The sequence below is a fragment of the Actinoplanes sp. NPDC051513 genome (assembly GCF_044454685.1).
In the GTDB taxonomy this organism is placed as follows: domain Bacteria; phylum Actinomycetota; class Actinomycetes; order Mycobacteriales; family Micromonosporaceae; genus Actinoplanes.
Map to the genome: position 1 here is coordinate 12,783 of NZ_JBITDW010000040.1, position 16,640 is coordinate 29,422.

The 16,640-nt window shown below is 72.9% G+C and carries 16 protein-coding genes; 6 read left to right on the forward strand and 10 right to left on the reverse strand.

Annotated elements, in window-relative coordinates:
- Nucleotides 1-345: 345 nt before the first annotated feature.
- Nucleotides 346-1,077 carry a hypothetical protein gene (locus ACIA5D_RS49590; protein ID WP_396037723.1) on the reverse strand — a complete coding sequence of 244 codons (732 nt, stop codon included), beginning with the start codon at nt 1,075-1,077 and terminating at the stop codon, nt 346-348.
- Between the two features lie 107 nt (nt 1,078-1,184).
- Between ACIA5D_RS49590 and ACIA5D_RS49595 the strand changes: the two genes are divergently transcribed.
- Nucleotides 1,185-3,104: a serine/threonine-protein kinase gene (locus ACIA5D_RS49595; protein WP_396037724.1), complete on the forward strand. Its 1,920-nt coding sequence runs from the start codon at nt 1,185-1,187 to the stop codon at nt 3,102-3,104.
- Nucleotides 3,105-3,138: 34 nt separating this feature from the next.
- Here the strand turns inward: ACIA5D_RS49595 and ACIA5D_RS49600 are convergent, their stop codons facing one another.
- Nucleotides 3,139-5,802, reverse strand: coding sequence for a Tex family protein (locus ACIA5D_RS49600; protein ID WP_396037725.1), 2,664 nt, complete (start codon nt 5,800-5,802; stop codon nt 3,139-3,141).
- On the reverse strand, nt 5,799-6,797 hold the full coding sequence (locus ACIA5D_RS49605) for a LuxR C-terminal-related transcriptional regulator (RefSeq protein WP_396037726.1): 999 nt from the start codon (nt 6,795-6,797) through the stop codon (nt 5,799-5,801). The genes ACIA5D_RS49600 and ACIA5D_RS49605 overlap by 4 nt, the downstream gene beginning before the upstream one ends.
- Nucleotides 6,798-6,858: 61 nt before the next feature.
- Between ACIA5D_RS49605 and ACIA5D_RS49610 the strand changes: the two genes are divergently transcribed.
- Complete coding sequence (locus tag ACIA5D_RS49610; protein ID WP_396037727.1) at nt 6,859-7,578, forward strand: PP2C family protein-serine/threonine phosphatase; 720 nt, start codon at nt 6,859-6,861, stop codon at nt 7,576-7,578.
- A gap of 28 nt (nt 7,579-7,606) precedes the next feature.
- A complete protein-coding gene (locus ACIA5D_RS49615) occupies nt 7,607-8,056 on the forward strand; it encodes a GNAT family N-acetyltransferase (protein ID WP_396037728.1) in 450 nt (149 codons plus the stop codon).
- A gap of 20 nt (nt 8,057-8,076) precedes the next feature.
- On the opposite strand, the gene ACIA5D_RS49620 is transcribed toward ACIA5D_RS49615, so the two are convergent.
- Nucleotides 8,077-8,427, reverse strand: a complete 351-nt coding sequence (locus tag ACIA5D_RS49620) for a hypothetical protein (RefSeq protein ID WP_396037729.1) — start codon at nt 8,425-8,427, stop codon at nt 8,077-8,079.
- A 15-nt stretch (nt 8,428-8,442) separates the two neighbouring features.
- On the reverse strand, nt 8,443-8,808 hold the full coding sequence (locus ACIA5D_RS49625; protein WP_396037730.1) for an MmcQ/YjbR family DNA-binding protein: 366 nt from the start codon (nt 8,806-8,808) through the stop codon (nt 8,443-8,445).
- Between the two features lie 42 nt (nt 8,809-8,850).
- Here ACIA5D_RS49625 and ACIA5D_RS49630 point away from each other — a divergent pair, with 42 nt between their 5' ends.
- A complete protein-coding gene (locus tag ACIA5D_RS49630; RefSeq protein ID WP_396037731.1) occupies nt 8,851-11,601 on the forward strand; it encodes an NACHT domain-containing protein in 2,751 nt (916 codons plus the stop codon).
- Nucleotides 11,602-11,638: 37 nt separating this feature from the next.
- Here the strand turns inward: ACIA5D_RS49630 and ACIA5D_RS49635 are convergent, their stop codons facing one another.
- Together ACIA5D_RS49635 and ACIA5D_RS49640 are read right to left on the reverse strand one after the other, a co-directional pair.
- On the reverse strand, nt 11,639-11,956 hold the full coding sequence (locus ACIA5D_RS49635) for a type II toxin-antitoxin system PemK/MazF family toxin (protein WP_396037732.1): 318 nt from the start codon (nt 11,954-11,956) through the stop codon (nt 11,639-11,641).
- Entirely contained in the window at nt 11,950-12,180 is a 231-nt protein-coding gene (locus ACIA5D_RS49640) for a hypothetical protein (RefSeq protein WP_396037733.1), read from the reverse strand. The genes ACIA5D_RS49635 and ACIA5D_RS49640 overlap by 7 nt, the downstream gene beginning before the upstream one ends.
- A gap of 39 nt (nt 12,181-12,219) precedes the next feature.
- Here ACIA5D_RS49640 and ACIA5D_RS49645 point away from each other — a divergent pair, with 39 nt between their 5' ends.
- The gene (locus ACIA5D_RS49645; protein WP_396037734.1) at nt 12,220-13,452 is read left to right on the forward strand and encodes an MFS transporter; all 1,233 of its coding nucleotides are present in this window, start codon (nt 12,220-12,222) and stop codon (nt 13,450-13,452) included.
- Between the two features lie 31 nt (nt 13,453-13,483).
- Entirely contained in the window at nt 13,484-13,729 is a 246-nt protein-coding gene (locus ACIA5D_RS49650; RefSeq protein WP_396037735.1) for a PspC domain-containing protein, read from the forward strand.
- On the opposite strand, the gene ACIA5D_RS49655 is transcribed toward ACIA5D_RS49650, so the two are convergent.
- From ACIA5D_RS49655 to ACIA5D_RS49665, 3 genes are read right to left on the reverse strand one after another with little or no spacing between them, the layout of a single operon-like run.
- Entirely contained in the window at nt 13,699-14,637 is a 939-nt protein-coding gene (locus ACIA5D_RS49655; RefSeq protein WP_396037736.1) for a cytochrome c biogenesis CcdA family protein, read from the reverse strand. The two genes, ACIA5D_RS49650 and ACIA5D_RS49655, sit on opposite strands and share 31 nt — an antisense overlap.
- Complete coding sequence (locus ACIA5D_RS49660) at nt 14,638-15,129, reverse strand: redoxin domain-containing protein (protein ID WP_396037760.1); 492 nt, start codon at nt 15,127-15,129, stop codon at nt 14,638-14,640.
- 47 nt (nt 15,130-15,176) lie between these two features.
- Nucleotides 15,177-16,592 (reverse strand): NADH-ubiquinone oxidoreductase-F iron-sulfur binding region domain-containing protein, encoded by a 1,416-nt coding sequence (locus tag ACIA5D_RS49665; protein WP_396037761.1) that lies wholly within the window; start codon nt 16,590-16,592, stop codon nt 15,177-15,179.
- Between the last annotated feature and the right edge of the window lie 48 nt (nt 16,593-16,640).

Here is a 16,640-nt window from a genome sequence, read left to right on the forward strand (position 1 = left end):
GCCGGGCGCCGGGCGCCGGGCGCCGGGTGCCGGGTGCTGCGTGGTCGCGGTGGGTGCGGTCGGTCGCCGTCTGTCGGTGGCCGGGCTGGGCTTGCCATGCCTGGGTGTGCGTGGCTGAGGTGGGTGCCGCCCGTTACGCCAGGCGTGTGCACGGGATGGTGCCTGGACGCGGCAGAAACGGGCCGCCCCCAGCGCGACCACGCACGACCCCCGGCCATGGCGCGCCCAGCTCGGCCACCGACCAACCGCGACGGGCCACACCCACCCCGGCCACGCACCACCCCAGCCATGGCACGCCCAGCCCAGCCACCGACCAACGTGACAGCGACCAGTCGGGCACGAGGGTCACCCGAGCAGCCGGGTCAGTTGCTCGCGCATCAGGGCGCGGGCGACGACGGCGCGGGCGCGGATCTGCGGCTCGGTGAGCTCGACCGGCTCCCCCGCACGGCGGCGGCGGATCTCGTCGGTCAGATCGTCGGGCACGCCCAGCGCGGGGAGCCGGTCGATCGCCTCGCGCTTGGTGATCAGGCGGCCGGTCTCGATCGTGACGCCGGCCCGGGAGACGGTGGTGAGGCCCAGGTCGACGTGCAGGTCGGTGCGCCACACCCGGGCCCGGCGGACCGCGCCGGTCCAGTAGCCGCGCAGCTCGGCGCGGGCCGCGGTCGCGAGCTCCTCGCGGCCGATCTGGGGCACCAGCTCCGCGGGGGACGGCCCGTAGACCGTGACGCCGAACTGGTGCAGCTCGGCCCGGGAGATGCCGCTCAACGGCCGCCGGAACATGCGCTCGTGCGCCCAGTTGACGTGCTTGCGCGAGACATCCGAGATGTCCGGCAATGACACGTACGCGCAATGCAGTTTTGCCACGCCCAGGGTGCGGTGCAGCGAGCGCAACCGATCCCTTCGCGCCCGCGTCAGCGGCGCGGCGATGACCGCGACCAGATCGAGATCGCTGATTCCCGGCCGGTAGTCGCCCGAGCCGATCGAACCGCCGGCATAAAAGGCGGTCACCGCCGCCACCTCCCGGATCGCGGCGGCGAAGCGTGGCACGACGGGCGCGACCGAGAGGCGTTCGTCCATGCCCTCAGCATGACGCGCTTCGGCCACAAACCACCGGGTGTCTCTACGTCGCCGGGCACTTCGGCAGATAGAGTGACGTCTCCAAGTTCGGGGGGACGGGGACGATCATGCCTGGGGAGAGTACGGAGCCACTGCGCCCGTACGATCCGCGCACCCTCGGGACGTACGAGATCGTCGGCCGGCTCGGCGAGGGCGGCATGGGCACCGTCTATCTGGCCCGCACGGCCGGCGGGGTGCTGGTCGCCGTGAAGATGGTGCGCGCCGACCTCGCGCCCGACGACGAGTTCCGCCGCCGGTTCCGCAGCGAGGTGGCCAGCGCCCGGCTGGTGCCGCCGTTCTGCACGGCCGAGGTGCTCGACGCCGACCCCGACCACGACCGGCCGTACCTCGTGGTCGAGTACGTGGACGGGCCGACCCTCGCCCACGTGGTCGAGGAGCGTGGGCCGCTGACCTCGGCCAACCTGCACAGCGTGGCGATCGGCGTGGCCACCGCGCTGACCGCGATCCACGGCGCGGGCGTGATCCACCGCGATCTCAAGCCGCGCAACGTGCTGCTCGCGCCGGGCAGCCCCAAGGTGATCGACTTCGGGATCGCCCGGGCCATGGAGGCGACCGGCGGCAACACGGCCGGCGGCCAGATGGTCGGCACGGTGGCGTACATGGCGCCCGAGCGGTTCGGCGACGGCGACGAGCCGCTGACGCCGGCGGCGGACATCTTCGCGTGGGGCGGCGTGGTCGCGTACGCGGGAACCGGCCGCACCCCGTTCGCGGCGGACTCGCCACCGGCGACCGCGGCCCGGATCCTCACCCAGCCGCCCGACCTGTCCGGCCTGACCGGTCCGCTGCGCGACCTGGTCGGCCGCGCCCTCGAGAAGGAACCGGCGAACCGGCCGAGCGCCCGCGAGCTGCTCGACCTGCTGATCTCCGGGCCGTCCCGGCCGGCCGCGGCCAAGGCGGCCCTGGCCGGCCAGCCCGACCTGCGCGCCGCGGCGGCGGAGGCCCAGGCGGTCACCGGTGTCGCGGCCGAGACGGACGGCAGCACGCCGGCCGGCGGCGTCCCGGCGAGCGACGCCGCGGCCGGCAGCGTCCCGGCCGGCAGCGTCCCCGCCAGCAGCGTCCCCGCCGGCAGCGGACCGGCCAGCAGTGGACCGGCCAGCAGTGGACCGGCCAGCAGTGGACCGGCCGGCGGCGGACCGGCGGGCGACGTGCCGGTCAGTGGCATGCCGACGCTGGTCGGCTACGACGAGAACTCGATCGTCACCGTGCCGATCTCCGAGATGCCGATGCCCCTGCCCGGCCCTCCCCCGCCCGAGCCGGGCCGGCGCTGGTTCCTCCCGGCGGCGGTGGCCGGGCTCGTGCTGGCCGTGGTCGCGGGCGCGCTGATGGTGGTCTTCGGCGGCCCGCCCGGCAAGCCCGCCGACGCGGTCGGCCCGCTGCCCAGCTTCGCCTTGAGTCCCCAGGCGGGCGGCGAGACCCTGCTGATCGACGACGAGCTCAGCCACCCGCGCTACTGGCAGCCCAAGTCCCTCGCGGCCGAGCATGCCGACTGCACCTTCGAGAACGGCGCGCTGGTGGCCAGCCGCGCTGAGAAGGGCCTGTACCGCTGCGACGGCCCGGAGGACAACGTGCCGGCCGACTTCCGCGCCGAGGTGAGCGTGCGGCTGCTGACCAAGGACAGCTGCGCGGGGGTGTGGTTCCGGTTCACGCCGTGGAAGGGCTACCTGATCCGGGTCTGCGCCGGCAAGATCTCGGTGGGCACGCACAAGTCGCCCGGCGGGGTCGCCACGATCCGGTCGTTCCCGCTCGACCAGCCGCTGGTCGTGGGTGGCGCGCCGGCCCGGATCGCCCTGCGCGCCGTCGGCAACGAGCTCCAGCTGGAGCGGGACGGCTCGGCGGTGGGCACGGTGCCGCTGGCCGACCCCGAGATCGTCGGCGGCCGGCTGATGCTCGGCGTCTACACCGACGGCGGGGTGCCGCAGACCGGGCCGTACGAGGTCGCCTTCAGCAACGTGCGCATCTGGGGCTGAGGCCGGGCCCCGGTGAGGCCCGGCCGTCGCCGGGTCAGTCCTTGATGAGGCCGGCCCGGCGCAGGGCCGCGGCCATCTCGTCGTTGACCGGGCCCTGCTGCGGACGCTGGCCGCCCTGGCGCTGACCGCCACGGTCGCCGCGCTGCCCGCCGCCCTGACGCTGGCCGCCGCCGCCCTGTCCGGCGCCGCCTTGGCCGCCACGCTGCCCGCCGCCGCCCTGCCCGCCGCGGTCACCACGCTGGCCGCCACGCTGCCCGCTCTGATCGCCGCCGCCGCCCTGGCCGCCGTGGCCGCCGCTGCTCTGGCCGCCGCTGCTCTGGCCGCCGCTGCTCTGGCCGCCGCTGCTCTGGCCGCCGCTGCTCTGGCCGCCGCTGCTCTGGCCGCCGCTGCTCTGGCTGGCACCGCTCTGCTGCCCGCCGCTCTGGCCGCCGCGCTGCTGCCCGCCGCCCTGGCCGCCGCGCTGCTGCCCGCCGCCGCCGGCGCCCTGCCGTTGCTGTCCCGGCCGCCCGTCCTCCCGTGGCCGCCGCTGGGCCGGCTCATCGGTCAGCCGCATGGTGAGCGAGATGCGCTTGCGTGCCTCATCGACCTCGACGACCCGGACCTTCACGACATCGCCGGACTTGACGACCTCGCGCGGGTCCTTCACGAAGGTGTTGGACAGGGCCGAGACGTGCACCAGGCCGTCCTGGTGGACGCCGATGTCGATGAACGCCCCGAACGCCGCCACGTTGGTGACGACGCCCTCGAGCACCATTCCCGGCTTGAGGTGCGCGATCTTCTCGACGCCCTCGGCGAACGTCGCCGTGGTGAACTCGGGGCGCGGGTCGCGCCCCGGCTTGTCGAGCTCACGCAGGATGTCGGTGACGGTCGGCAGACCCACGGCGTCGGTCACGAACTGCTCGGGCCGCAGCGCGCGCAGCAGCGGGCTGTTGCCGATCAACGACTTGATGTCCGCGTTCGCCGACGCCAGGATCGTCCGCACGACCGGGTACGACTCGGGGTGCACCGCCGACGCGTCGAGCGGGTCGTCGCCGTCCGGGATGCGCAGGAAGCCCGCGCACTGCTCGAACGCCTTGGGCCCGAGCCGGGCCACCTTCTTGATGTCGCCGCGGTTCTTGAACGGCCCGTTGGCGTCGCGGTGCAGCACGATGTTCTCGGCGAGGCCGGCCCCGATGCCCGAGACCCGGGTCAGCAGCGGCGCCGACGCCGTGTTCACGTCCACGCCGACCGCGTTCACGCAGTCCTCCACGACCGCGTCGAGCGACTTGGAGAGCTTGGACTCGGAGAGGTCGTGCTGGTACTGCCCGACGCCGATCGAGCGCGGGTCGATCTTCACGAGCTCGGCCAGGGGGTCCTGCAGGCGGCGGGCGATCGAGACCGCGCCGCGCAGCGACACGTCCATGCCCGGCAGTTCCTGCGCCGCGTACGCCGAGGCGCTGTAGACCGACGCGCCGGCCTCGGACACCATCACCTTGGTCAGCTTCGCCTCGGGGTGCCGCTTGATCAGCTCACCGGCCAGCTTGTCGGTCTCGCGGGACGCGGTGCCGTTGCCGATCGCGATGAGGTCGACCTGGTGCACGCTCGCGAGCGCGGCGAGCCGGTGGATCGACTCGTCCCACTTGTTCTGCGGCACGTGCGGGTAGATCACGTCGGTGGCGACGACCTTGCCGGTCGCGTCGACGATGGCGACCTTCACGCCGGTGCGGAAGCCCGGGTCGAGGCCCATGGTCGAGCGGGTGCCGGCGGGCGCGGCGAGCAGCAGGTCGCGCAGGTTGGCGGCGAAGACGCGGACGGCCTCGTCCTCGGCCGCCTGCCAGAGCCGTACCCGCAGGTCGGCGCCGAGGTGGATGAGCACGCGCGTGCGCCACGCCCAGCGCACCGTGTCGACCAGCCAGCGGTCGCCGGCGCGGCCCTGGTCGGTGATGTTGTTGCGGCCGGCGATGCGGGCCTCGAAGTAGCCCTCGTCCTGTTCGGGGTGCGGCTCCATGGTGAGGTCGAGGACCTCCTCCTTCTCGCCGCGGAACATGGCCAGGATGCGGTGTGAGGGCAGTTTCGCGTACGGCTCGGCGAAATCGAAGTAGTCGGCGAACTTCGCGCCGTCGGTCTGCTTGCCGTCGCGCACCTTGGCGACCAGCCGCCCCCGGGTCCACATCTGCTCGCGCAGGTCGCCGATGAGGTCGGCGTCCTCGGCGAACCGCTCGATCAGGATGGCCCGCGCCCCGTCCAGCGCGGCGGCCTCGTCGGCCACGCCCTTCTCGGCGTCCACGAAGGCCGTGGCGGTCGCGCGGGGGTCGAGCGTGGGGTCGCCGAGCAACTGGTCGGCGAGCGGCTCCAGACCGGCCTCGCGGGCGATCTGCGCACGCGTACGCCTCTTCGGCTTGTACGGCAGGTAGATGTCCTCGAGCCGCGCCTTCGAGTCGGCGGCGAGGATGGCCTGCTCGAGCGCGTCGTCGAGCTTGCCCTGGGAGCGGATGGACTCCAGCACCGCGGCCCGGCGCTCCTCCAGCTCGCGAAGGTAGCCCAGGCGCTCCTCGAGGGTGCGCAGCTGCGTGTCGTCGAGGGCGTCGGTCACCTCCTTGCGGTAGCGGGCGATGAACGGCACTGTGGCCCCGCCGTCGAGCAACTCGACCGCCGCGGTGACCTGGCCGTCACGGACCCCGAGCTCCGAGGCGATGCGCTGATGGATAGCTGTCGTCACGCCGACGATTGTGACCGAGCCGCTCGGGGGTTGTCGCGCCACCCCGCTTGATGATCACCCGAGCGGCGTCCGGAGAGGGCCCAGAGCGCCGCCTCGGTCCGCGACGAAGCGCCGGTCTTCCGCAGCAGATTCGAGACGTGAACCGTCACGGTCCGCACGGAGATACCCAGCGCCGAGGCGATCTGCTTGTTCGCCATACCCTCGGCGAGCAGGCCGAGCACCTCGCGCTCGCGGGCGGTCAGATCGGCGGACGGCGTTCTCAGGACGTCGACCCCCTCCACGGCCAGGAGCTCGGTCAGCCGATAGGGGTTCCCCTCGGTGCGCCGCCAGATGGCCTCGGCCAGCTCCGGCGATGACGCTTCCGACCCGTACACATGCTGGAGAATTTGGCCGACCTCGGCCGGCAGCAGGCCGCTCAGATGTCGCCGCACGGCGCCCGGTCGTCCGCCCAGACGGGCCAGGGTGCGCTCGGTAAGCTGCGGCGAGACGGCGGCCGCCGCGGGCTGACTGGTCACCAGCAGGAGCGCCGGAAGGTCGGTCGTGGCGAGCTCGGCGATCAGGTTCAGGCTCGCGGGGTCAAGAGCATGAAGATCTTCCACCACGAGTACGGCTTCCGCGCGGCCCACGAGCTGGTGCACCGTGCTGACCGCGATGCGCAGCAGGGCGTCGGGAGTGTAACGCTCACGGGGGACATCCGGGTCCTGTTTGAGCCAGGACAACGCGTCCGGTGGCACGTCGAGCCCGCGCGTGTCCCGCCCCGCCAGCACCGCGGCGAGCCAGTCGTAGGGCGCCGGCGAGTGCACCCGGGCCGTCCCGGCGAGCACGTTGGTCGTCTCGATCTTCTGCAGGGCGGCCGTCACCAGGGCACTTTTCCCTGTTCCGGCGGCACCCGTGACGACCGCGGTGATCGGCTTCCCGTTCGGGCGCACGCGGGACCACGCCCGCCGCAGTTCCTCCACCGCGGGCGCCCGGCCCACCATCGGCATCGCCATCATCAACACACACTACGTAGGAGGTACTAGAGACATCTCCTCAGGCCTTTGGCAGTCTTGTCACATGACGCTTGTCGTTCGGGCGGTCGCCGCCACCGATCAGGGCCTCGTGCGGTCCAACAACGAAGACGCGGTTTTCGTCGGGAACCGCCTCCTCGTGGTCGCGGACGGCATGGGCGGGCTGCCCGCCGGCGAGCTGGCCAGCGACATCCTGGTGCAGGCGCTCGGCGTGGTCGATGAGATGCCCGACACCGGCGAGCCGCTGCAAGACCTGATCGCCGCCCTGACCACCGCCAACGAGCGCATCGAGGCGGCGGTCGCCGACGACGACGCCCGCGACGGCATGGGCACGACGGTGACCGCGCTGCTGCTCTCCGGCGAGCGCATGGCCGCCCTCAACGTGGGCGACAGCCGCTGCTATCTGGTCCGCGACGGCGAGCTCACCCAGATCACCAAGGACGACACGTACGTGCAGGCGCTGGTCGACCAGGGCGTGCTCACCCCCGACGACGCCCGCCGCCACCCCCAGCGCGCCCTGGTGACGCAGGCGGTCCAGGGCGGCCCGTTCCGCCCGGCGGGCCGCATGGTGCCGGTCGTGCCCGGCGACCGTTTCCTGCTGTGCAGCGACGGCCTGTCCGACTATGTGGAAGACAGCGTGATCCTGCAGACTCTGCTCGCCAACGCCGACCGCAAGACAGCCGCCGCCGAGCTGGTACACCGCACCCTCGACAACGGCGCCCCCGACAACGTGACGGTCATCGTCGCCGACATCGCCGAAGCCTGAGCAGCCTTCCTGAGCGGCTTTGCGGGCGATGGCCACCACGATCCGAGCGGCCGCCCCGGCCGACCTGGGTCGCGTCGTGCAGATCGAACAAGCAGCCTTCGGCGCGACGGCCTTCCCGTACTCCGTCTTCCGGCGGCATCTCGACCTGTCCGGCAAGCTGTTCGCGGTCGCCGAGGACACGCCCGGCGTCGTCGGCTTCCTCCTGGCCGCGCGGTCCGTCTCCCCGGAGGTGGTCTGGTTCCTCGACCTGGCCGTGGAGCGTTCGTTCCGAAACCGTCGCATCGGCCGCGGTCTGCTGAGCCACGCGGTGACCCAGTGCCGCTCGCTGGGCGTGTCGCGCATACGCGGCACCGTGAAGCCCGACAACATCCCGTCGCAACGCGTCCTGCACGCGTTGGGCTTCGCCGAGATCGCCTACGACCCGGCATACTTCGGCACCGGATATCCCCGCCGCATCGTCGAGCTCGACCTCCGCTGACGCGAGCGGAGTGCACAGGTCTAGGGCGCGACCCAGCCCGCGCTCTTGCAGGCGGCCGTGAGGTCGTCGGCGGCCTTCTTCCAGCTTGCGCCGCCGTCGCTGGCGGCGTTGCCCATGGTGGCCGCCGTCTGCTGGATCGCCTTGTTGGCGGTCTTGCCCGACGAGGCCGTCACCTTGTCGGCCAGGGACAGCCGCTCGGGCTTGGTCTCGGCCTTCGGGTACCCGGCGGCGAAGTCGTCGCAGGCCTGCTGCCCCGACGCGTCGAGGCCCGCGTGCTGCTCGTCCTCCCGGGCGTTGCTCACCATGATCGCGATGACGATCAGCGCCACGACCGCGACGACCGTGACCACACGCTTGGACGGCTTCTTCACACCCGTTGTTCTACCCTACTGTCCACCATCGAGCTTCACGATCAACGTCTTCGGCGCGATGGCCCGGTAGGCGTCCGTGCACACCTCCGCGATCTCGTCCCAGTCCGGGTCGCGGTCGAGCCGCACTCCGATCCATCCGCGGTGCCCCACATAGGGCGGCCGGAAGAACCGCGCGGGGTCGGCCGCGATCAGCTCCTCCTGGGCTCCCAGCGGCGCCGCGCACCACATGTGCGGAAACTCGTCCTGGTGATGTCCGTCCACCATCAGATTCAAGAAACCCCGCTTGCCGCGTACGAAGAAAGCCGGCGACCCGTGACTGGCCCGCTCGCTGACCTCGGGCAGTGCCAGGCAGATCCGCCGCACCCGTTCCTCGATCTCCACGCCTACTCACCCCTTCCCGTTCCGGATAGGATCCCAGCCGGGGTGAGTCACCTGAGCGGAATCGAGCCGGCAATCGGGCGCGCCGCCGGAAAGGCCCTGTCCCGCGCCGGCAGCCACCTGATCACCGCCCACCGCCGCCGGCGGCTCGCCGACGAGGCCCGCACCCTGGTGCCGACCGCGATCGCGGCCGGCACCCTGGCCGAGCTCTCCGGCAGCCAGTCGGCCCAGCTCGCACGGTTCGCCGAGTCGCCCAACTTCGAAGACCTCGCCCTGCAACTGGTGCTGGCCGGCGGCGACCCCGAGGCGCTCTCCGCGATCCGCGCCGAGCTGCGGCAGAGCCTCCGGCACGCCGTCGATCTGGCGCCGGCCCAGATGGTCGGCGTCACCGACGTCCTCCTCGACGCGCTGATCGCCTCGCTGGACCCGCCGATCGCGGCCGGCGTGCCCGACCGGACGCAGGTGGCGGTCCGGGCGCACGTAGCGGCGGCCGCGGCCCGCAACGGGCGCCTCCTGGCGGGCCTGCGGGAGACCGCCGAGATCCACGAGGCCGCCGAACGGCTCCGCGGCCAGGTGCGGGCGCTGCGCTCGCAGATCCGCCTGCCGCACACCGGACTGAACCGAGCGGTCGACTGGGCGTCCCTCTACGTCACTCCGGTGCTGCGCGCGCGGGAGTCCGAGGTGGCGGTCGAGCCGGGCGAGCTCCTGGAGCCGGGGCGGCGCTCGGCCATCCTCGGCGCGCCGGGCGCCGGGAAGTCCACGCTGATCTCGAAGCTGGCCTTCGACCTGGCGGGCGACCCCCAGCCGCGGGTCCCGTTCATCCTGATCGCCCGCGACCACGTGGAGGCGCTACGCCAGGGCGGCAAGACCCTGGTCCACCACCTGGCCGACGCCGCCCGCAGCCCGTTCGGCGTCGAGCTGCCCGCCGACGGCATCGAATATCTGCTGCTCAACGGCCGGGCGGCGGTGTTCGTCGACGGCCTCGACGAGATCACCGACCTGGCCGTCCGCCAGCGCCTGGTGGAGCTCGTCGACGGCTTCGCGGAGCTCTACCCGCTGACCCCGGTCCTCGCCACGTCCCGGGAGGTCGGCTACGACGCCGTCGCGCTACGCGCCGATCGGTACGCGATCGCACCCTTCACCGACGAGCAGGTAGCCGACTACGCCGACCGCTGGTTCCGCAACGACGACGCCACCGCCCCCGACGAGCGCCGGTCCCGCATCGACGGGTTCCTGCGCGACAGCACCGCGCTGGACGACCTGCGCCGCAACCCGCTCATGCTGTCGTTGCTGTGCGCGGTCTACACCACCGACCGCTATCTCCCGCGCAACCGCGCCCAGGTCTACGAGCGCTGCGCGGTCCTCATGTTCGACCGCTGGGACGCGATGCGCGGCATCCCGATGCCGGTCCGCTTCCAGGGTCACGTACGCGGCGCCGTCCAGCAGCTGGCGTGGGAGATGTTCACCGCCGACGGCTCCACGCTCACGCTCGGCCGTACGCGCCGGGTTCTGCGCCGTTTCCTCGAGTCCAAGCGTTTCGACGTGGACGAGGCCGAGGCGCTGGCCGACAGCTTCCTGGAGTTCTGCGCCGGCCGCTCCTGGCTGCTGACCGAGCTGGGCACCGACGGCGGCGAGCCGGTCCTCGGCTTCACCCACCGTACGTTCCTGGAGTTCTTCACCGCCGAGCACGTGGTGCGGCGCAGCCCGTCCCCCGAGGCCGTCTGGGCCGTGCTCGCCGCCCACCTGAGCGAAGCGGACTGGGCCGTGGTGTCGCAGCTCGCCCTGCAGCTGATCGAGCGCAACGTCGACGACGGCGGCGAGTCGACGGTGGAGCTGGCCCTGGCCGCCTGGCCGTCGCCGGACCCCGACGCGCTCGCCGCCTTCCTCGCCCGCGCCACCGCCCACCTGGAGCTCTCCGGCCCGGTGCTGCGGGCGATCGTCGCCCGCGCGGTGGAACGCACCCGCGAGCTGCCCGTCCCCGAGCGCTACTTGTTCTGGCCGGACGCGTTTGTCCGGGACCGGGGCACCCGCTGCGACGACGCCTTCGTCACGCTGCTCTACGACAGCCTCGACGCCAACCTCGCCGGCCTGCGCCGGCACGTCGGTGCGGCGCTCGCGGGCGACGACGACCATCTCCGCTACCTGGCCACCAACCTGGACCGGCCACGCCGGTCGGGCGCCGACACGCGGGTCGCCTTCTGGCGAGCCCTGCAGAACGAGATCTGGGACGAGAACGCGTTCGGCCGGTGGCTGCGCCGCGAACCGTACGGCGCGCTGCGCTTGCTGAGCCTCGAGCCGGAACTGGCCGAGGAGTGGTTCGCCACGTTCGGGCCGGCGCCGCTGTACACCGGCGACGTCTACGAGCGGGGCTTCACCCTGCCCGGCGCGCTGCTCAGCCTCGCCACCCGGCCCGGCGATCCCGGCGCCGTCCCGGTTGGTGCGCACCGGCTGCGCGACCTTCTGATCGCCGCGAAGACGCCGTGGCTCCCGGCCGATCGGTGGAAGAGGGAGTCCCACCTGGCCTCCGTCGAGGTCACGATGTGGATCTTCGAGTTCGTGTACCGGGACACCTGGCCGGACGATCCCGGCGACCAGGCGACCATCCTGGTGCTCGGTCTCCCCTACCTCGAGACCGTTGCCAAGGGCCAGGTCGTCATCGTCACCGATCTCGAGCAGCTGCGCTCGATCACGGCGGCTCGTGCGGGCCGCGAGCCGCACGAGCCGCTGCGGCTGGCCGAGCCCCATCGCCGATTCCTCGAGGACTGGGTCGCCGGGCGGATCTCGGTGCTCGGCTGAGGAAAGCGACGGCTGAGGAAGCGACAGCTGAGAAAAGCTACGTCAGCTCGAGGAAGTCGCGCAGCGCGTCCTCGACCGCGTTCATCGTGCCGGGGGCCGCGTAGCCCAGGTTCTCCTTGAGCGAGCCCCGGTCGAGGATCTGCACCAGGCTCGGGATGCTCACCGACCCGCCCGGCAGCGGGTCGTCGTGGCAGAGGTGGACGCCCAGCGGGTTCCCCTGCGGCAGGTCCCGGACGATCACCAGCGCCCATACCGCCAGCTCGGGCGCCGCGTTGTACTCGTCGTTGCTGATCACCAGGACGTGGTGCAGGGCGTCGCCGCGCATCAGCGACCAGATCTGCCCGCGCTTCACCATCGGGCGCCCCGCAGGGCGATCTCGTTGCTGTCCTCGGCCTCCCAGCAGGCGCCGGTCCCCCGCAGGTACTGCGCGTAGGCCTGGGCCGCCGCTCGCTGCCGCGCCCGCCGAGCCTCCGGGAGCATCCGCCGCACCGCCTCGGTGACGGCCGCCGATGCGTTTCCCCTGCTCTGCAAGTATGTCGCGACGTCGTCGGGCACGCTGATGCTCAGCTTGACGGTCATACTTTCATCCTACCGACGAGCCCTGGGGAGGGCCCCGCCTTGCAACAAGCCACGCTCAGGCGCCGCGCCGCGCTGTTCGCCCTCTTCCTCCTTCCCGGGCTGGGCATCGCCTCCTGGATGACCCGCACGCCGGACATCCGCGACCTGCTCGGCGCGTCCACGGCCGAGATGGGCTTCATCCTGTTCGGCCTGTCGGTCGGCTCGATGGCGGGCATCCTCTGCTCGGCCCGGCTGGTCGCCCGCTGGGGCACCCGCCCGGTGATCGCCCTCGGCACGGCGCTGGGCGTGGCCGGCGTGCCGCTGGCGGGTATCGGCATCGCCGCCTCGAGCCCCGTCCTGGCCGCCGCCGGGCTCGCGCTGTTCGGGCTCGGCATCGGCTGCGGCGAGGTGGCCATGAACATCGAGGGCGCCGAGGTGGAGCGCGGGCTGGGGCGCTCGGTGCTGCCCACGATGCACGGCTTCTTCAGCCTCGGCACGGTGGTCGGCGGGCTGGCGGGACTGGGCCTCACCGCCGTCCGGTTCCCGGTCGTCGCCCACCTGGTGGCCAACGGTGTCCTCGCCGCCGTCGTGCTGGTCACCGCGATCGGGTTCATCCCCGCCGGCGTGGGACGGCAGGCCCGCACCGCGACGGCCCAGGCGCCGTCGCCGCCGGTGTGGCGCGACTCCCGCATGCTGCTGCTCGGCGTCATCGTCCTGGCCCTGGCGCTCTCCGAGGGCGCCGCCAACGACTGGCTGCCGCTGATCATGGTCGACGGGCACGGCGCCGGGCCGGCGCTCGGCTCGGCCGTCTTCGTGGGCTTCGCGGCGGCGATGGCGCTCGGCCGCTTCGCCGGCGGCGCGGCCGTCGACCGCTTCGGGCGGGCGACCGCCCTGCGCGTGAGCATCCTGATCGGGGTCGCCGGCATCGCCCTGGTCATCTTCGCCGACAGCCGGCTGGTCGCGGCCGGGGCCGCGCTGCTGTGGGGTCTCGGCGCCGCCCTCGGTTTCCCGGTCGCGGTCTCCGCGGCCGGCGAGGGCGACAACGCCGCCGCCCGCGTCTCGTTCGCCGCCACCGTCGGCTACACGGCGTTCCTGGTCGGCCCGCCCACCCTGGGCCTGCTCGGCGACCACTTCGGCCTGCGCCGCGCGATGATCGTCGTGCTGGTCCTGGTCGCGGTGGCCGCGTTCGCCACCCCGGCCGCACGACCGCGGACCGATCCTCGGGGTGCGGAACTCAGGGACGCGTCAGGGCAGATCCCGATGTTGCCGGGGCCGGGAAACCGCGACTCTTGATGTACCAACCAGCGAGAAAGCGAGAAGAACAATGAACTCGGTGCACGACTCGATGACCCGCCAGGGCCTGGTCCGGCCGCAGGAGGGGCGAATCCTCGGCGGTGTCTGCGCCGGCCTCGCGCGGCGCTTCGGGCTCGACCCGTGGATCACCCGTCTTCTGTTCGTCCTGGTGCTGCTGGCCATCCCGGGCAGCCAGATCCTGGTCTACCCGGTCCTGTGGATCCTGATGCCCGCCGAGAAGCCCGCCTACGTCACCGCGTACCCGCCCGCCGTCTGATCCCCAGACGGAAGCGTTGACGCAGGCGTAGCTGCCGCCGGATCGGTCCCAGCCCCACCCGGACCGTCCGGCGGCAGCGCTCGTCCACGGCGCTTCGCCAAACCCACGATCAAGGGCCCGAGCACGAGTACGGCGAGCAGCACCGCCAACGTGATCGGGCCGATCGAGTCCACCACCGCGGCGAGCCGTTGCTGGACGCCTCCGGCCGCCGCGACGACGGGGTCGCGGCCCGCGAGACGCAGGTCCCGGGCGAGGCGCAGCTCGTACCAGCCGTAGTACGCGACGTAGAGCCCCGAGATCACCAGGATCACCCCGCCGGCCCGCGGCACCATGGCGAGCAACCGCCGGGCCCGGGTGACGAGCGAGACGCGCAGCAGGGCCACCGCCACGGCGGTCACCCCGACCACGAGGCCCATCCCGGCCGCGTAGGAGACGTACAGCAGCAGGCCGCCGCCGATCGAGCCGGCCCGCAGGCTGGAGACCACGAGCGCGAGGAACGGCCCGACCGCGCAGCCGAGCGAGGCGACCGCGTACGCCATCCCGAAGACCACCATCGACCAGGCCGAACCGGTCAGCCGCGGCGCCCGTACGGACGGAAACGCCGGAAGCGAACCGCCCAGCGCGAGCCACCCGCCGAGCCCGGCCAGGGCGAGGCCGAAAGCCACGGTGACCCACGGCAGGCGCGGCTGGATCTCGCCCGCGACCGGCGTCAGCGCGAGGCCGAACGCGCCGAAGACCACGACGTAGCCGACGGTCAGCGCGGCCGTGCACCGCAAAGCCCGCGCCACCGCCCGGCCCGGCGAGAGGGTCCCGGCCGAGATCAGGACCGACAGGTACGCGGGGAGCAGCGCGAAACCGCAGGGGTTGACCGCGCCCAGCATGCCGGCGGTGAGCGCGAGCAGAACCATCTACGCCACCATGGATTTGACCTGCTCGGTGAGCTGGAGGTCGTCCAGGTAGCCGGTCTTGAGAACCTTGCCGGCGCCGTCGAGGAAGACGTAGGTGCTCTGCTGCGTGATCTTGAAGCGTTTCCAGATCGCGCCGGCCTGGTCGTCGAGGTGCGGGACGCTGCCGACGTTGAGGTCGGAGACGAACTCGTGCATGGCCTTGTTGTCGCCGAGCCCCGCGATGCCGAGGATCCCGAGGCGGCCCCGGTACTCGTTGGCCAGGTCGGAGATGCTCTGCGCCTCGGCCGCGCAGGTCGCGCACCACGGCGCCCAGAACCAGAGGATCGTGGGCTTGCCCGCCATGGTGGACGCGTCGAAGCTCGCCCCGTCGAGGGTCTTGCCGGTGAAGCGCAGCGCGGCCGGAACCTGCGGCGGCGCGGTCTCGGGCAGCGACACCGCCGTGATCGGGGCCGACCGCGGCGTCTCCGCCGTGGCCGCGCAGCCGCTGCTCATCAGCACGGCGCCGCTCGACAATGCGGCGGCGATCACGAGAAGCCGTCTCACAGGCTGGCCGTCGCGTCGTCCAGGCGCAGCGCCAGCGCCGGGCACACGTTGACGGCCTTGCGGGCGCCCATCTCGAGCCACGGCGGCAGCGGGGTCTGCGGGAAGGCCGGGAAGCCGTTCGCGTCGAGCCGGATGATCTCGGGGGCCACCGCCGAGCAGAGGCCGTGGCCGTCGCAGCGCGACCAGTCCAGCGCGAGACGGCGGGCGCCGGTCTCCGCTGTGTACGGCAGCGGGAGGATGCCGCGCACCGCCTTGCCGCAGCCCTCGCCGTTGGTGTGCGCGTCGACGTCCTTGGCGAACACCTCGAGCGCGGAGAGCGCGAACCGGGCCGTGCCGTCGGGGTGGCTGCACGCGCCGCGGCCCTTGACCACGCCGGCGGCCTGGCGCACGTTCTCGACCGCGTTGCCGCCGAGCGACACCAGGGTGACCGCGCGGGCCAGGTCGGGCAGGCCGAGCCGGCACGGACCGCACTGGCCGGCCGACTCACCGGCCAGGTACTGCACGACCTGCGAGACCTCGCCGAGCGGGCAGGTGTGGGAGCCGATCGGGATGAGCATGCCGGCGCCGAGCGTGCCACCGACCTTCGCGAAGCCCTTGCGGGAGATCGTGACGGTCTTGGCGGCCTCGGCAGTGATCCACTTGCCGTGGTAGCCGCCGACCAGCAGACCCGGGCCGACGTCGGCGCCGCACATGTTCAGCACGTCCATCAGCGGGGTGCCGCTCGGCGCCTCGACGACGGCGGGGTTGGTGGACGACCCGCCGACGGTCAGCATGACCGTGCCCGGCTCCTCGGGGATGCCGACCGCGTTGTACTCCCACGGTCCGAGCCGGGCCGCGATCGCGAGCTGCGAGAACGTCTCGGCGTTGGACAGCAGGGTGGGCAGGCCCATGACGCCGTTGTCGCTGGAGCGGACCTTGCGGCCGGGCGGGATGTGCGCCTCGCCGTTGATGCCGCGGACCAGGGCGCCGCCCTCGCCCGAGATGAACCGGTGCGGGACCGTGACGATCCGGGTCGGGCAGGGCATCCGCCGCTCGGAGAGCGCCGTGGTGATCGAGCTCATGCCGATGCCGTCGTCGGCGATGCCGATGACGATCTCCTCGGCGTCCAGGGCGGCGGCCGCGAGCGCGGCGCCGTCCAGGATGAGGTGCGGCGCCCGGGTGAGGACCGCCTTGTCCTTCCAGGACGGCGGCTCGCCCTCGGTGCCGTTCACCACGATCACCGGGGGCAGGTCCTGCCGGCGGCAGGAGTCGAGCACCGCGCGGACCTTGCGGGCGAACGGGAAGCCCGCGCCGCCCCGGCCGCGCAGCTCGATCCGGTCGGCGAGCCCGATCAGCTCACCGGACGAGAGCGCGGCGAACCCGCCATGGACCTCCTGGTGAGCCAGGAGGTCCAGACGGCCGTACTCATCCATGCCCGCGGTGATCCGCGGAACGCCGATCGCCGTGACCGGCGGAACCTG

Excerpts from the sequence above, each read along its gene's own strand:
- ACIA5D_RS49595 (WP_396037724.1), top strand. The coding sequence starts at position 1,185 with ATGCCTGGGGAGAGTACGGAGCCACTGCGCCCGTACGATCCGCGCACC.
- ACIA5D_RS49610 (WP_396037727.1), top strand. The coding sequence starts at position 6,859 with ATGACGCTTGTCGTTCGGGCGGTCGCCGCCACCGATCAGGGCCTCGTG.
- ACIA5D_RS49660 (WP_396037760.1), bottom strand. The coding sequence starts at position 15,129 with ATGAGCAGCGGCTGCGCGGCCACGGCGGAGACGCCGCGGTCGGCCCCG.
- ACIA5D_RS49640 (WP_396037733.1), bottom strand. The coding sequence starts at position 12,180 with ATGACCGTCAAGCTGAGCATCAGCGTGCCCGACGACGTCGCGACATAC.
- ACIA5D_RS49605 (WP_396037726.1), bottom strand. The coding sequence starts at position 6,797 with ATGATGGCGATGCCGATGGTGGGCCGGGCGCCCGCGGTGGAGGAACTG.
- ACIA5D_RS49590 (WP_396037723.1), bottom strand. The coding sequence starts at position 1,077 with ATGGACGAACGCCTCTCGGTCGCGCCCGTCGTGCCACGCTTCGCCGCC.
- ACIA5D_RS49650 (WP_396037735.1), top strand. The coding sequence starts at position 13,484 with ATGAACTCGGTGCACGACTCGATGACCCGCCAGGGCCTGGTCCGGCCG.
- ACIA5D_RS49615 (WP_396037728.1), top strand. The coding sequence starts at position 7,607 with ATGGCCACCACGATCCGAGCGGCCGCCCCGGCCGACCTGGGTCGCGTC.
- ACIA5D_RS49655 (WP_396037736.1), bottom strand. The coding sequence starts at position 14,637 with ATGGTTCTGCTCGCGCTCACCGCCGGCATGCTGGGCGCGGTCAACCCC.
- ACIA5D_RS49635 (WP_396037732.1), bottom strand. The coding sequence starts at position 11,956 with ATGGTGAAGCGCGGGCAGATCTGGTCGCTGATGCGCGGCGACGCCCTG.
- ACIA5D_RS49665 (WP_396037761.1), bottom strand. The coding sequence starts at position 16,592 with ATGGATGAGTACGGCCGTCTGGACCTCCTGGCTCACCAGGAGGTCCAT.